General features: G+C 38.8%; 9 protein-coding genes and 2 pseudogenes. 5 read left to right on the plus strand and 6 right to left on the minus strand.

Annotated features, from left to right (window positions below):
- The 3 genes and pseudogenes from AB5903_RS19810 to AB5903_RS19820 all read left to right on the plus strand — a co-directional run.
- Positions 1–225 (plus strand): annotated as a pseudogene (locus AB5903_RS19810) (mobilization protein); the annotation flags it as partial.
- A 140-nt stretch (positions 226–365) separates the two neighbouring features.
- Positions 366–644: a hypothetical protein gene (locus tag AB5903_RS19815; protein WP_016662409.1), complete on the plus strand. Its 279-nt coding sequence runs from the start codon at positions 366–368 to the stop codon at positions 642–644.
- Between the two features lie 462 nt (positions 645–1,106).
- Positions 1,107–2,038 (plus strand): annotated as a pseudogene (locus AB5903_RS19820) (transposase).
- A 338-nt stretch (positions 2,039–2,376) separates the two neighbouring features.
- Here the strand turns inward: AB5903_RS19820 and AB5903_RS19825 are convergent.
- From AB5903_RS19825 to AB5903_RS19850, 6 genes are read right to left on the minus strand one after another with little or no spacing between them, the layout of a single operon-like run.
- A complete protein-coding gene (locus AB5903_RS19825) occupies positions 2,377–4,569 on the minus strand; it encodes a HEAT repeat domain-containing protein (RefSeq protein WP_272710780.1) in 2,193 nt (730 codons plus the stop codon).
- Between the two features lie 2 nt (positions 4,570–4,571).
- Positions 4,572–6,773, minus strand: coding sequence for a HEAT repeat domain-containing protein (locus AB5903_RS19830; RefSeq protein ID WP_272710781.1), 2,202 nt, complete (start codon positions 6,771–6,773; stop codon positions 4,572–4,574).
- A 6-nt stretch (positions 6,774–6,779) separates the two neighbouring features.
- Positions 6,780–8,954 (minus strand): HEAT repeat domain-containing protein, encoded by a 2,175-nt coding sequence (locus tag AB5903_RS19835; protein WP_034536100.1) that lies wholly within the window; start codon positions 8,952–8,954, stop codon positions 6,780–6,782.
- Positions 8,955–8,985: 31 nt separating this feature from the next.
- Complete coding sequence (locus tag AB5903_RS19840) at positions 8,986–10,548, minus strand: DUF6850 family outer membrane beta-barrel protein (protein WP_195658720.1); 1,563 nt, start codon at positions 10,546–10,548, stop codon at positions 8,986–8,988.
- Between the two features lie 20 nt (positions 10,549–10,568).
- On the minus strand, positions 10,569–11,843 hold the full coding sequence (locus AB5903_RS19845; RefSeq protein ID WP_016662416.1) for a DUF4876 domain-containing protein: 1,275 nt from the start codon (positions 11,841–11,843) through the stop codon (positions 10,569–10,571).
- Positions 11,844–11,856: 13 nt separating this feature from the next.
- Positions 11,857–14,721, minus strand: coding sequence for a TonB-dependent receptor (locus tag AB5903_RS19850; protein ID WP_117857433.1), 2,865 nt, complete (start codon positions 14,719–14,721; stop codon positions 11,857–11,859).
- 958 nt (positions 14,722–15,679) lie between these two features.
- Between AB5903_RS19850 and AB5903_RS19855 the strand changes: the two genes are divergently transcribed.
- Positions 15,680–15,985 (plus strand): helix-turn-helix domain-containing protein, encoded by a 306-nt coding sequence (locus tag AB5903_RS19855; protein WP_195658799.1) that lies wholly within the window; start codon positions 15,680–15,682, stop codon positions 15,983–15,985.
- 120 nt (positions 15,986–16,105) lie between these two features.
- Positions 16,106–16,354 (plus strand): hypothetical protein, encoded by a 249-nt coding sequence (locus tag AB5903_RS19860; protein ID WP_016662420.1) that lies wholly within the window; start codon positions 16,106–16,108, stop codon positions 16,352–16,354.
- The last annotated feature ends 240 nt before the right edge of the window (positions 16,355–16,594 follow it).

A 16,594-nucleotide genomic window follows, 5' to 3' on the forward strand; every position in this document is an offset into this window, starting at 1 on the left:
GAAAGCCTGAGAAAATATTCCGAGAACTGGCAGCTACGGAACGAACTGAAGAATCAGGCAGTCTCACAGCTTAAGCAAGAAGTGCTGCATGGAGAGCTCAAAGAGGAAAGACGCCTATACACAAACACTTTCCGTCTCTACAGGTTCGTAGTGAATCCAAAGAAAGCCATCATCCGGGAATTAAAGAAAATGGGAACGGATCTGCTTACCGGAAGGGAGAGGTAAGCGGCCGTTCCCATCCAGATATGTTTCAAATAAACAGAAAAGAACTCATCCAAAGCCTAATTCAACGTTCTACATATTGCCTATCAGCTCCACTTGCAGAAACCAATGCTTACAAACTTATCGTCGATTGTAACATATTCATGGGTATTGATACAATGGTTCCCATCCCCAATAATCTTTATATATTTGACAAAACAACACAAAAAACAGTGTTTGCATCTGCAATCAATGAATATCTTAAGAAAGAATGTATCAATATCTTCAGAGATTTAAATGCCAATGATTTTAAAAATTCATTAGAGAAACAAGTACTTACCTATACTAAAGGAAATGTAGAAAGAAGCTTTGAACGCATTCTTTCCCCAACAGGTTGGGGATTAAAAGAATATGTCCCACTAAAAAAAAGGATATTAATTTAGGAGTAGAAATATAATAGTTCTAAACCTATTTATAATTTAAGACACCATTTCCTAAAAGTAAATATTAATACTTATATAAATGGTGTCTTATTATATTTAAAGTAATATAAAGCATCAATCAAATATCTCTCATTGAAATATTATATTAGTAATTATTGAACCGTCAACAATTTTATCTGACACCAAATGAAAGGATCTTTATTCATCATCAATACTTCAAGAAAATTATAATTACTTAGTAATAAATGCAACTACAATTATAATACATCCCTTTTATTTAAATGCCTTTATTTTTTCATGAACAAAGAAATTTTTAAATAGGGACATTCAGTAAATAGTATAAAATTAGCCAACTAATTCATACACAAAGCCTTTCGAATTAGTTGGCTTTTTTGTATCTTTAGGTATTCCCCCGAAAATAAGGTTTGGCAGCCAAAACGGGGGAAATTCCCCAACTAAGATATGGCTAAGATACAAAATATTTCGGAAATTCACCCAGTTTTGGGCTTTACAGAATTTGATGTTTTGGAAAAATATCGCAAGAGTTTTCATGAGAGTGAGCTTGGCAGACTTCATTCGGTCTTTCCGTTTGAGCATATGGCGAAAGCCGCAGGTCTGTCTGAACGTCATCCGGGTCGCAGGAATATATTCAGTCCTTGCGCAAAGAAAGGAAGGCTTCAAGGACAAGGATGCTCAAACGTCGTATGATCGGACTTCTTGAAAAACTCCTCATACAGAGAGATGAGATTCATCGGAAGTACGAAACCTTCCTCCGGTATACCCCGGAGTACCAGAAGCGTCTTTCCATCATCAGAAAGGTTCTTGTACAGGAAAAGGAAATCTTTGAAGGGCGGAAAGTCAGTGACCGCATCGTCAGCATCGACCGTCATTATGTACGTCCAATAGTAAGAGGAAAGGAAACAAAATCTGTTGAATTCGGTGCAAAGGTTAACAGTATACAGATAGACGGTATATCGTTCATCGAACAACTCTCGTTCAAGGCATTCAATGAGGGGATACGGCTTAAGGACTGTATCCGTATGCAGCAGAAGCTCATGAATGTGAGGGTAAGATGTGTAGCTGCAGACTCTATATACGCCAATAATGCCAACAGAAAGTTCTGTACAAAATATGGGATATCCACTTCTTTCGTACGCAAGGGAAGGGCAGCAAAGGATGAGCCCTTGAGAAAGGTGCTCAGAAGTGAACTCTCAAAAGAAAGGGCCACCCGGCTTGAAGGAAGCTTCGGTACTCAAAAGCAACATTACTCACTCGCAAGGATAAAGGCACGGAACAGGAAAACCGAAATCCTTTGGATTTTCTTTGGAATACATACGGCAAATGCCATACTCATGATAGACAAGATCAGGAAACGATCGGATAAAGCGGCATGACACGAATTTACAGACAGGATCAGAAGAGGTCATCAGACTTCTTCCGAAACATCATGTCCAACAAATAGGATTATATGAAAAAAAACAGAAAAAGGGCAATAAAAATGACATATGAAGTGGGTATACTCTGTCATCTTCATATGTCATTTTATTATAGGGGACATTTACTGAATATCCCTACTTTATGTATGAAGGTACTGTTCTCAATTTTGTGTAAATGAATTATTTAGCTGATTTTATACTATTTACTGAATGTCCTCAATTATTAAAAATTTACCGGACAGCAATAATCAGCAATGAGACAGCAATGACTAAATAGCTCTAATGGAATTAAAAAATTATCTATTTTTACTTTTCAGTCTATTTATAGTCTTAATAACTTCGTTCATTACTTTTTTCTTGGAAGTTTGGAATGTTTCAAGTTCCTTAATGATATTTGCCTTATTATGGTATAAATTATACCAACCTAATGTTTCGGCAGCTGCTATACGAAGTTCTTCTTCTTGACTTTCATTTTTGACAATATTCAGTAATGGCTCAATGGCTTTAGTGATAGGTTTATTTCGGAACCGACTTATTTCGCTTTGTATCTGCTTGGTAGTACTTTCCGGATTGCCAATAAGTGCAAAATCCCTTTCAAGTCCTTTCTTTTGGCGAGGAAAGTATTCCAACAATTCATTCACATAGGAAGAATCGTAGAAAGACCAACCGGCAGCCTGTTTTTTCAATTCATTCAAAGCCATATCATGGTCGAATGTATTGATAGCACTAAAGATTCTGAAACGATGGCGGTTTTCATGTCCGCGCAACAGATAGCTTTCTATCCATGCCGGCAACAATTCCGGATTGCAGTTCTTTTCAACATATTCCACCGCATAACGACGGATCAGTTCATAACTGTCATTCATGGCTGTCTGCAATACATCGGCAACTTCTGTCGGATAGTTCAAAGCTAATAGGCGTAATGCTTCCAACCGCACTACGAAATAGTTCGATTCGTAGTAACTTTTCTTCAGCAGTTCAACGAGCCCACTATAATTTGCCATTGACAATTGACGGAGCGCCATTGCCTGCATGTCAGCCATAGGGGAATTCAGCTGTTTTTTCCAGAATGTAACATTTCCTTCCTGCACAACTAAAGCCTGGTTGATGTCCATATCCAGCCCGGCATTATTGGTGAAATGAAAAGTCGGGTCACCGATCAGATGATTTTCCAAGAAGCAGGTAAAACGGGTGAACTGCCCGATGCGCATACCGGCAGCTAACAAGCCGAGAAATTCATCCGGCCATTTATCTTGAATGGTGTTAACCGTACATCCCATAGTAGCAATGGTCTTACCCTTATTAAATATGTAAGAGCCTACAATGTTGTCATCCAAATGGAAAGAACCGTTGAAACAAGCATCGAACAGTATAAAACGCGCATTAGGGGTCAAAAGACGAATATCTTCAGTATAGATATCCATATTACGGTTTACTATGGAATCCGATTTTATTTTCTCCTCATCGAAAGCTTCCGCACACCAACTTTCAGGTACCCCATACTGCTTGGCATATTCTTTGATAGCAGCTTCACGCCCATGCTTCTTGGCATATGAAGGCACCTTGCTTCGCAAGAATATTTTGGCATTCTCAATACTCAAATTAATACCGGAACCATTTTCATAGCCATTGATATACTGCATGGTGGGGCCACCATGATGATGGAATAGCATGACATCTAATCCTTCGCGCTGAATCTCGTTCAAGTATAATGGTTTCATCGGATAGAGCATGTCAAAATCATAGAACTTCACCGTATTGCCCGATTTGAATATTTGCGGTAATTGCTCACGTAAGGCCATTTGCTCACCGCTCCATGCCAAAGGATCTTCGGAATTGTAACCATGGCCGCGGGCCATAGTCAGTTGGTCAAATGCATTTTGCTTTGCTTTTTCGGCAACAGCCTTTTTTAAGTAATCGCGTAGCATCTGATACCGGTTCTCCCCTTCTAAATGCAATGGACGGATACGGGCCGAATAAATATCCGGTGAAATATACTGTTTAGAATCAGCACGCAATGTCATATAATGATAGTCAGGCATCAAACTGTCTTGTTTAATATAATCAAATTTTAATCCGAAGTCATCATAATAACGGTCGGAAGGAATGCTTGATTTCTGCCAATTGGCTTTGGGAGACCTTTTGAAAGCCGAAGATAGATGATGTGCATCACGAATCATTGGAATAGGGATGTCACCTATAAATACGCAACCCTCCAAAGGCGTTTTCTCATTCTCATGCAATTTGACAAGCTGCTCACGAATAGGTTCTGGCCTTTTCCAATCATCAATCAGCAAGTAAGTACCTAAGCCCTCTTTTTCTATACTGGTACGATAAGCATCAATTTCACTTTTCGCTTCATCATAACTTTTCTGATCGACTACAATTGCAAAAGTAGTCTTTGTTTTTATACTAGGATGTACAACTGTTTGCGCCTGCATATCCTGTAAGCACAAAGTGGTAATTGCCCAAAGGATGTATTTCTTCATATTTATAAACTTAATCTTTTGATTGTCTGTTCAAGTTCTGCTTTTAAATCTTCCGGAAGATTGGCTGTTTGTTGCATCTTCTTTATTTCTTCAAGAATGTGTGGACGTTGTACAGAATTGGTAAACCAACCTAATGCTTCGGCCATTACTACACGTACTTCCTGTGGATTACCGGCATCACGAATTACATTCAAATAATCATCCACGTGGAAATGGAACGTATAGTTACGCACATTGCGGATTGCACTGATACGTTTTGCTTCCGGTGCAGCTACATCCATCAAAGTCTGATGGACTTTTGCCTCTTGTACAAACATTCTCTCCAGACTTCTTAGTAACCGCTTTTTCTCCTCGTTTTCATTCAAACGGTCAACTTTTGCATAAAAGTCCTCTATTACTTTTTCCACTTTCTCTTTCGGATAAAGGCTTAAAGCCTTGTTGGCGCTCATTTGTACGCGTAAACGTTCATTATGTTCGATCAATGCTTCCACAATAGCTGGCAATAAGGAATCGTCACCTACAAATCCGGCATAAATGGCACTTTGGCGAACTACCATTTCATAAGCATCGTTCAAACCTTCGCGTAATGCTTCGATAAAGTTATCGTCCTGATAACGGCTCAACAACTTGATAGCCTCCATACGGACTGTATTGAAACCGCCTTCCCGGTATTTTTTCAGGAGCAACGGAGACAATTCCTTTTGGGTATCGATGTCAGCCAGCATACGCATGGCCAAACTTTGTACATCAGCGTATGGGCTGTTTAACAAATTCTTCCAATAAGCTTTGTCATTTTTGTGTAGCGTTATATCGGTACTTAAAGTATTGGCTTCGACAGGAGCAAAACGGAAAGTAGGATCACCAAACAAATGACCTTCAAGTGATGCGATCAGCTTATTGTATTGTCCGGCTCGTACACCATGGGACAACAAACCAATCATTTCAATAGTCCAGCGGTCTTGCAATACGTTACGGGTATTTCCTTGTGCTACTAATGTCTGACCGTTATTAAAGATATATTGTCCTGCTATATAGTCGTTTTCGTGAAAAGAACCGTTGTAGCACGCATCAAACATTATCATCTTCGGATTGGTGGAAAGATTTCTCTTCATTAAATCTTCCGTTACGATACGTTCATCAGCGTAGTGAAGAGAGTCTGCTTCCCAGAACTTAGGATTGTCCAGGTCTTTAAAAAACACCTCATTCACTTGTCGCTTTTCTTGCATCTGAATACGTAAGGTGTCTTTATCACGTTTTCCAACATGGGCCATGACTGCATTATAAAGTGTGCTCTTCAACATTTTATAACGATTATTGAAATCAGTGCATGCCAATTCATCATTAATAAGCTGCCCTGTTGGCATTCCATGCTCATGAAACATAAATAAGTCAAGATCCTTTCGTTGCAATTCGCTGAATAACTTATATTTCATAGGGTGTTTCATTCGGAAATTCCAATGTTTGAATCCCATTTGACGACCAAAAGCTAATGGAAAGTTCTCCATATAAGCTTTTTCGTCATCCATCCATACAATCAGGCAATCGGAATTGTAAGAACCACCATTGAATGAAAATACCCGATCCAATTGATTATGCTTATCTGCCTTGGCAGCAGCAGCTTTCTTCAAATATGAGGCAATGGCCGCATACTTATCCCCTTCCTTTTTTTCCGGATACTTGATACGAGCCGAATAGAAAGTAGGATTTAGCCGCTGGGGACTGTCTTCCGTCAATTTGTAGTAGAAATGCTGATGATTTACTGAGTCTTGCCTGATGAACTCAAACTTTAAGTTCAGATCATCATAGAAGCGGTCGGTAGGTACGGAAGACTGATCCCAAGGAAAGGCTTTCTCATTCATTTTGAATGCAGTAGTCATGTGTTGTGCATTACGTACCAATGCGACAGGCACATCACCGATTAAAACCAGACCTTCCAATGAAGGGCATTCTTGATATATTTTGATGATCATCTGTTTGACTTGATCTGGATTTTGCCAATCACTGCTGATCAGATAAGTTGCCAAACCATCATCTTCAACCGCAGTTTTGTACTGATGCATGGCATCTTTGGTATTTGCATAAGTTTGGTTATCTGTTATAATAGCAAAAGCGGTAGGTTGCTTGACCGATGGCTTTATGACTGTTGTTTGTGCATTTCCTGCCAATGGCAAAAGAAATGCCAGATATATGATTTTTTTAATCATGGCTAATTAATTTTTAAGTCTGTAATATGTACGGCCGGCTTCTTCACGAAGGTTCTCGGATAAGCTCTTATCTTTTCTCAGTTGATCGCATACCCGAAGGATGTCAGGCTTCCGATAAGAATGAGTGAACCAAGCTAAAGCCTCCAATAAACATGTTTTTAGCTTTTCACTTTCACTGGAGTCGGTAAGTAAAGCCAAGAGGCCGTCTACACAGGCATGTGCCATATAATTTTTCAGAGAATTGCAATAAAGGATGCGCCAACGTTCGGAGGTTTCTTTGCTTAATAACTCTTTTTGCATGCTACGAGTATTATTGGCATCCTCCAAAACCTTACGCATCTCCTCCTTGTCTTGCAACACATAGGTCTCAGCCATTACTTTATCAATTGCCGCCTGTACAGCTGCCTGATCAAAGACCTGAAGTCCCAAACTCACATTAAATGCCACACGCTCAGATAGGTTGTCTTCTACGTAGGCTTTGATTTGCGGATAAACATACTCGTTCAGTCCCACATGTTGCATCATACGAACAGAGGTACGACGAATAAATTCATAGGAATCCGTAATGGCCAAGTGTAAGACTTCCCGGAAGTTTTTGTCACCAATCTTCTCAAGCAATCCCAAGCAGGTGAAACGTACCATCATGAACGGAGAAGTTTCAAAAGTTTTTCTTAATAAATCAGAAATACCCGGATAGTCATTGCGATAAAGGTTGTGCAAAGCAAAATTCTGTATGTCGGCATAGGGCGACTGTAATAACTCCAACATGCGGGACTCGTTATATGGCTCTTTGAGCAAAGCATTGGCATCTATCTCATTGATAGATTGAAAACGTAGAGTAGGATCACCGGTAATGTGCGATTCGAGAATATTCGTCAATTTAGCCCATTGCCCCACTCGTGCTCCCATACCTAACAGGCCGAGCATCTCGTTTGCCATTTTATCTTGCAGTACATTGACTGAGTTGGCAAAAGTAGTTACGCATTTTCCCTCCGACATGATATAACGTCCGGCAATGTAATCTTTTTCCCGAAAATCACCATTATAGCATGCATCGAAAATTACCATACGGCTATTAGGCTTAAACTCTGTAACTTCCGATAGGATAATACCGGTGCGCAGGTCTAGTAAAGAATCTTCTGCAATTACTTTGGGATCATCATAGCCTGCAATCCAAGTAGTGTCCAAACCGTATGTGTTTTTCATCATATCCAGCATTTCGTCGAAAGACTTTTTGTTGTCTTGCTTTCTACGTGCTAAACCACGATAATAGTACTTCATTGCATCTACATGAGCATTCCACCTATTAGTAGCGGGACTACCGGAAAGATATTGACGTTCGGGCATACCATGCTCATGAAAAATAGACAAGTCCAAATCTGTGCGTTTCAGCATATTAATGACATCGTCCTTGGGATAATCGCTGAAATTATAACGGATGAAACGGGCTCGTCCTTCTTTATCGAATACGCCCGGCATCTGTTCGCGGATAGTAAAGGTTTCCGGTGTCCATGCAGTCAATGAGTTAGAGTAAGAGCCATCACCTGTATAGGAGAAGAATTGGTCTAATTTATTGTTTGTCTGGTGCTCAGCCACCACTTTTTTAAAATAGCGGCTGATTTGCGCATGCGGTTCTTCGCCGTTATCAACAGCTTTGACACGTGCAGAATATATGTCACACCGAATTTGCTGTGGAGATTTTATAGCCAAATTATAATAGAAGAAATTATTTTCGACACTGTCCTGTTTCAAAAAATCGAATTGTAGGTCGAAATCGTCGTAGAAACGATCGCTAGGCACTGAAGAATCTCTCCAGTCATTGTTTTTCTCATCCATTTTAAAAGCGGAAGTCATATGCTGGGCTTTGCGGAGCATTGGAATAGGAATATCACCGACAAATACCACTCCTTCCAAATTATCCTTTTTGTAGAGCTTAACAATAACTTTCTTTACATCTTCCGGTTTCTTCCATTCATTGTATACGATGAACGTAGGCAACCCTTCCTTTCCTAGAATCTCCTGATAGGCTTTAAGCTCGGCTTCGCAAGCCTGAAAAGTCCCTTTATCTGTAATTACAGCAAAAGAGGTGTCCTTTACTTTCACAGCCGGTTTAACAAATGTCTGTGCCCGCAGAGATAATATGCTGCAGAGCATCAAACTTCCAGTGATTAATTTACGCATGTTTTTGTAATATAGATTTCGTTATGTAGCATTAAAAATTACATCCTAAACTTATCGATAAATAAGTACGCCCATCATAATCATAGTCAGAGGTATTTACACGATCGAATACAACTTTTGCAAATAAGTTCATACGTCTGTTTTCGCTGACTTGTTGCGAATACGTAACCGACCCGCCAATACGATAGTAATTACAAGTATAATAATTAGTCAGCCCTTGTTGTAATTCGGTTACAGTCGGATAGTCTGCATGGCTACCACCATATACATATTCACCTCCCAGATTTTTGTTATACGCAATATGAACATCTATTAAAATCCTGCGATTCAAGCTATTTCCTAACACAAAATTCTTTTTACCGCCTAAGCCTAAAGATAAATTTTCTGCATTCTGTACAGAATTAGGCATTAAATATTCATCGTCTTGATTGGTATAATTCACATTTAATTCTGCTTTCCAACTATATTCATTCCCGCGGTTTCTGCTTAATGCATAATTAAGAGAAGCGGTTTGTGTCTTGTACGTAGAACGGATATTATTATATAATTCCACCCAGCCACTTTGTGATTCTGAGTTATCGCGTTGAGAAATATACTGAATACCATCGATACTGCGGTTTGTATATGTGGTTCTCATATAATTGGTATAGTTCTTTCCTTCCTGAATCATCGTTAAAGAAACATGGGCGGTTTTATCTTTTACACCGGCTATTTTTTTAGGAGTCGTATAGCTCTGCTGAACAGTTTCCGCTTTTACATCGTAACTGCCCTCAAGCAGTAAATTGAAAGACGGCATACTGAAGTTGTACTGGAGAGCTCCACCGAAACGGTCTCCAATATAATTGCTGGTTACACCGCTGCCTATTCCTTTTATGGCTGTTCCCAAACCGTATAATATATAATAATCTTGATCCACATAAGAGTTGACATTACTCATTCTTGAGTCTTCCTTGATAGAACTATACTTGAAACTTGCACCAAACTTGTGTGAATTATTCAACCTGTAAGTAATCCCCGGTGTCAGTTCCAGCGTATAAAAACGGGTATCCACACGCGGGTCACGCTGTTTGGCAGCTAATGTAGCTACATAATTACCTTCCAAACCCAATGCCCAATGATTACCAAATAAAGGAGTAGCTGCACGAAACTTCAGATCGTAATATTGATTTCTCCATTTACTTAAGTGCTGGTCTGCGATATAGTAAGGCATTCCCCTGAATGGATCGGCAATGGAGGCATTATATCCGGCATCCGTCAGATTGTTTTGTGCAAAATTAAATGCTCCCCATACATATGCATTTTTCAGATTGATAAAACCTTCACTGGATACACCTACGATAGTCTCTTTCTGCCCCTCTTGCGGACGGCAATAGTTTCCGTCCTGTAAGTCATATCCCAATATAACATTCGAATAATTCTGAATATCATCGAATGGCATACCGGCAGCATTCTGTGAATGAGACCATAGTCGTTTTGTTTTCAATTGTTCCATAGCGGCAGGAGAGAAACCCTGTGCCGCTCCCACCATACTTACAAAGCAGGCTATCACTACCAGCAGGCAGCTTTTCATATAGTTCATATATTGTTTTTTCATTGTTCTGTCCTTTTAATTAATTATTGCAATGTGTGATTCCATGAAGGCATTTTTGCTCCATTACGACGCATTACAGGAACAACGCCACGTTCAAAGTCATCCGTACTGTTGTTTGTATCCTGATATATGTATGTGCCTGTTTCTTCGCGAATAATAGGATTACCTTCTTCGTCTGTGGACAATTTACGAGCAATACCTAAACCGCAGTAAGTAGCTCCTACCCAAGTAATACCTGCATCAAGTACACCGGGAACACGTTTTGCATTCATCTTTGACTCATTGTCTACTGCTTCCACAGCATCCAATACATATTTAACAGGTATTTTAGCATAATAAACATTACTGTTCGGTTTGCTTAGATCTGTTGTCTTCATATTTTCATCATTGACCGGATCCCAAGTTTCTCCTTCAGGAACACGAAAAATCGCATAAGCGCCTCCAAATACGGATGTCAAATACTGTGGTATGCTTCCCATCTCTGCTTTTCCTTGATAGAAAACATGTTGCATATCATAAGCTGCCTGGTCAGGGAAATTTGGATTATTCATATTAAACTCAAACTCAGAACTACTGCCGTCGATAGGACTTTGAGGGTTATAGATGTCCAACTGATGATTAGCGGCAAATTGAGAAATAATGCAAGATTCACCTGGTGCTAACGGATATTCGGTTCCATTTCCTGGAAATTTCCACACACGTTCTCCATATGCATAATTATTACCATCCGCTTCCGGCCAAATTGGTAGTTTAGTAGTAGCTGTACCTGGAGTTAGATTTGCGAAATAAATACCGTCCAAATACAAAACGTCAGCAGAGTTATTGTATATCTCATAGAACTGGTCGCGGAAATAGACTCCCCCCTTTTCAGGACGGCTACCGCAATAATAAATCTCCTTGAAAATTAAAGGGCTCACTTTAAGGCCTTGCACTTCAATATTCAATGCGCTGCCATGGTGAAATAATGCTGCATTTACAGAGTTACCATTGATATAGTACTCGCTATTTTCTGTATCAATAGCTGTACCGGATACTGTTACTGAATAAATTCCGGGGATAATCCCGTCAACTTTCACACTATTATCAGTTACTTCTTTTACATAATGTAAATCTTCATCGTAATTGTCAAACTTTACAGTCAGATCTTTCAGCGTGGATATATTTTCAACGGTAATATCCAAATATACATCAACTGTGATAGGATTCACTTCTGCTGCACCAGACATGTCCCTGAAGGAATCGCATCCTATCAAAAGGGTACTTGCCAATGTAAACAAATATATTAAATATTTTTTCATAACTTCCTAAACATTATAAAGTGAGTGATAATTCCAGCCCAAAGAAAAATCGGTTATTCAATTGAGTATACGAACCCGGATTACGTTTGGATTCTCTGCGCGGATAACTTCTGAACATATTGTTGGCAAAGAAAGAAACACGTAGCATATCGCTAATTTCTTTAGTTACATTCAAGTTAAAACAAAAATAAGGACTATATGATTCTTTTATAGCATTATTATGACTTACATTATTCAACATATATCCATATCCTGCATCTTTTACTTGCTGGGTAGTGGTATATTGCCCTTCGGGAAACATATTTACAGACGCATCTTCCAATGCTAAATAGCCCACAGGTATAGAATCGTTTCCAAATGTATTCCAATTAGACTGCTGCCAAATAGCTTGTGCTGTCATCGTAACAACAAAACCGATACGCGGGATATTGTGAGTGGCACGTAAAGTCGTTACAAATTGCTGTTTATAACTTGCATTGCCATCTTGAGAATAAATGGCCACCGGTTTACGGGCTGAAGCAGCATCTTCGCTATTGTCATAGAAGCTATAACCCTGACGCCAACTTTTAGTACGCATCCATGAACCATTTATTTGGAAAGCCGTACGGATAGCATCAATACGTCCGATATTCAAATCAAATTCTAAACCTTTGGTTTCTATATTTAAATTATTAGTTGGTTTTGCATAAGTAGACAATACCGGTAAGCTACTACTAAGTTCTATTCCGTTTTCTGTGCGCTGATATTCATTATAGATAAATGTATTGAAGGTATTGAAAGTTTGGCTCATTACATAACCATCCTTCAGACGCTCCTTATAAGCTATTACATTCAGATTGGTTTTACCCACTCGTAAATTAAATCCGACTTCCGCCTTATGATTTTGGGCAATCTTTAAATCTGAGTTATCTACTTGCCGAACTTCTGTGGTGGTCATGAACAAACGCTGGCTTTCCGGAATGTTTTCATTGGCAAGCTCATTTATATTGATATATTCAAAATATGCATTTTCCGGATATAAATAGAGAAGAGAAGGCATCTTTGCAGCAATACCGTAACCTCCCTGAAGACTTAATAAATTCGGAATCAAATCAATGGATGCATTTACACGTGGCGAGAAAATGCCCCCTACTACTGAGGTATGATCATAACGCACACCAGCCTGAATGTTCAAATCATGCGTACCGCTTATAGACCATTTAAAATTATCTTCCACATATGCACCAAATTGGTTAATGAAAGGAATATCCTTATAGTTACGTGGACGGAAAGATGAATTATGACCATATTGACTACGATAAGGAGGAGTACTTGGGTCATAAGTTTTTCCCTTACCAACATTACCGTCACTCCGGAAATCCGCACCAATCAAGATGCGATTGTTTACATGACCGCTCGCCTTGAATAGAGAACTCGTTACCTTAGCAAACAAATTAACTTCACGACTATCAATTTCATAGTGTCCCAAATAGCTGCTTGGCAGATAAACAGCATAATGATTTATGTCTTCCGGTCCAAAATTAGTAATTTGATTACCATTGGCATCATAGATGTGCTGACCTGCAAAGTTACTAAGCACCGCACCGTTTGTAGTGGTCATGGAATAAGGAGATGTAGCAGAACTGTATACGGTTTCATAATAACTGTCTTTATCCATATACGTACCCGACAATACATAGCGTAGTGTTTTCAACCAGCCCTTATTTATATTCCATGTACCATTGGTATTCAAAGTAAAACCTACATCACGACCTTCCGAGGCAGTTTTAGTTTGTTCGTCATCAGGATTACGTTCACGCTGATCCTTACCATAAATAAAATCAAAGCTGGAATTGGTACGTAACTTATTATTAAAGAAAGTATTTGAATAGAGCAACTTTGTTGTGGCACGCTGATAGTGCTGATAACTGGATATGGGATTATTCGTATTATAAGCATAATCTGCACTTACATTTAAAGCACCTTTCTTTTTTCCAAGTTCAAAACCGGTTCCCATAGACACCTGATAGATATTGGGATTGGCTTTTGCTTTGATACGTAGCGGCTCACGACCAGCTTTTGTATTAATAATTACTGCTCCTGAGGTCAGATCACCATATTCAACAGAAGGGATACCACGAACAATTTGTATAGATTCTATATTTTCTGTAGAAATACTGCGAACATCGGTTCCACCAGCCGGCGAGGCACCTCCGGCCAATGAAGCGGGTGTTTCCGTACCACTTAATACCGTAGGGTTCATCGCAGATAAATTAGCATTATTTGAGATGGGGGCACCATCACGAATTATTGCAGTACCCATAGCATTCATCGGAGCTTCCGGACCACTGGAACTGGAAACTTGACGGATGTTAATCTGTTGTGCCGAACTCATATCCTGATTCTGTGAAATTCCACCTGGCATCAATGACATTACATCATATAAACTGGTCGCTTGCATATGATCCATAGCAGAGCGGGAAATGTGAGAAGATGTGGATTTGCCCGAACGGTTGTTGGTTGCGGTTACTGTTACTTCTTTCAACTTAAAATCCTCATTCCTCATTGTAAAATTAAGAACCAGGTCCTTACTTACATTTATTAAGGTGTCAATAGAAACTTTGCCTAAATATTGAATTTGCATACGAATTTTACCAGTAGGTACATTTTCCAGTGTGTATCTACCATTTTCATTAGAGGTTGTCCCTAATGAAGATTCTGGAATGGACACTGCTGCGAATTCTAAAGGTAAAAGCTTGTTATTTTGGTCGTATTCGTAAACAATACCTGTAAGTTTGACTTTGTAATTACTTTGCGCTTTGACAGGAAAGGTGGCTCCTATGTACATTAAGTATAAGTATACAAATACTATATTCAATACTCTTTTTTTTTTTTTCATACTCATATATTAATAATTATGGTTATCCTTACCACTAAGATTTATATACAACAACCTTTAAAAAATAGCACTTTACCTTGGCATCACCAGACAACATGGTTAATTCTGATATTAGCAACAATAGTTAATTTTTATTTTTGGGCTATGCCGTTTTATTACATTTTACTACATTGTTTGGACAATCTCATTACGTACAGAGATTATAGAATATAATACATTACATTCTCTCAGAAGTACAGTTGCTGGTTTTCCATTTTGCGTGCAAAAATAGTCACTACTTAACACTGTTAAAATACCATTTTAATAGTATAAAAATGAATTAAATACCTATATATAGGTATTTAGCATTGGTGATGTGGTGCTTTGAACGAATTGACATACTCCCATACCTAAAGGAACGGGCTTTCTCGCACGTTTAGCGTAAGATAGTTGTGGAATGAAATTTATACACGAGGAGTTATTATCCCTGCCTATGTAAATACAACAATCCCCCTACTCTGAGTAAGGGAATCGTTTGGTTACTGTTCTGATGGTTCATGGTGTATTCTTCATGCCAGGCAAGAAAGGCTCTAGCGCTTTCACCGCTTATTGGCCGAGTATCAATCCATTCTTTCCATTCATCGGTCAGTTCCGACTGTGCTTCAACGAACTCTACTAATGTTATTTTACCGTCTTGCTGTCAGTTTATATTAGGTAGATCCTCTCCCAATTATGCAGATAGGGAAAGATGATTTGGAGTGTGAACCTATACCACTAATAGGAGCACACTCGCCCAAACGACACAACAGGCTGCATAAAATAAATACAAATGTTTCGTTGTATGGAAACAAAAGATTACCTTTGCTGCATAAAAACAACAACTTATGGAAGAAAAGACTAAATTCAAAATCATCTATTCAAAAGATGCAGATGATTTTCTGAACAACTTACCAACGAAGATTAAAGACAAAATGAAACAATGAAATTTTATACAGAAGAAGAAATATTAGATAAGCACATAGGGAAAAAAGGCACTCCCAAAAGAGATCAGTTTGAAGCTGATTTAAACTCTTTCTTAATTGGTGAAGCCATTAAACAAGCTCGTCAGTCGAAGAACCTAACACAAGAGGAATTAGGGAATCTGATAGGAGTGCAGCGGGCTCAAATCTCCCGAATTGAAAACGGTAAGAATTTAACCTTTTCCACCATTGCAAGAGTTTTTAAAACTATGGGAATAAGTGCTAAACTTGAAATTAGGAGCATAGGCCAAGTCGCATTATGGTAATCTGTTGTATACAACTATTATTCTTATTGAAGTGATGAATTTAAACAGCAAAAAGATGTAATGTTTAACTAGAATACAGTCTATCCGGTTAGATGATTGTATTCATAACATTACATTAAAATGAGTAGATCGAAGAAGAAGTTTCCCGCTGGAGTATGGTGTGGGTGCAAATCACAGAAGAAAGGCAAAAGAGTTGCGTCCAAACGTTTTAGAAGATATACAAAAATACTAATAGCTCAAGCAAAATACGATCTTCTGCCAAAACGTTCAATTGAAATAACTTCTCCCTGGGATTTGGGTGGGGATGGTAAAAGATTCTATGGTTATCATCCGGAATGTGAATGGCATGCCAGGATTATGCGCAAATGACTAAGATAGTTGAGGAAGTCCTCCCCCAAAAAAGGGTGTTTCCCTACCCCTTCAAAAACAAGAGGTTGTGTCAAAACGCTGACACAGCCTTTTTTTATGCGCAAAGCCCAGACTTTCTCAAGCCCGGGCTTTGTTATTATCCAAAGTTTTCGTATCTTTAGGTATAAAGTTTTTCGTTATGGCAAAGTTACATTTTCGTCCTTACATTCCCAACCAAACCGTTCTTTTTCCACAAAGAAT

It is taken from the genome of Bacteroides sp. 2201st1_D9_2201SCRN_220225 (genome assembly GCF_040928965.1).
GTDB lineage: Bacteria > Bacteroidota > Bacteroidia > Bacteroidales > Bacteroidaceae > Bacteroides > Bacteroides stercoris.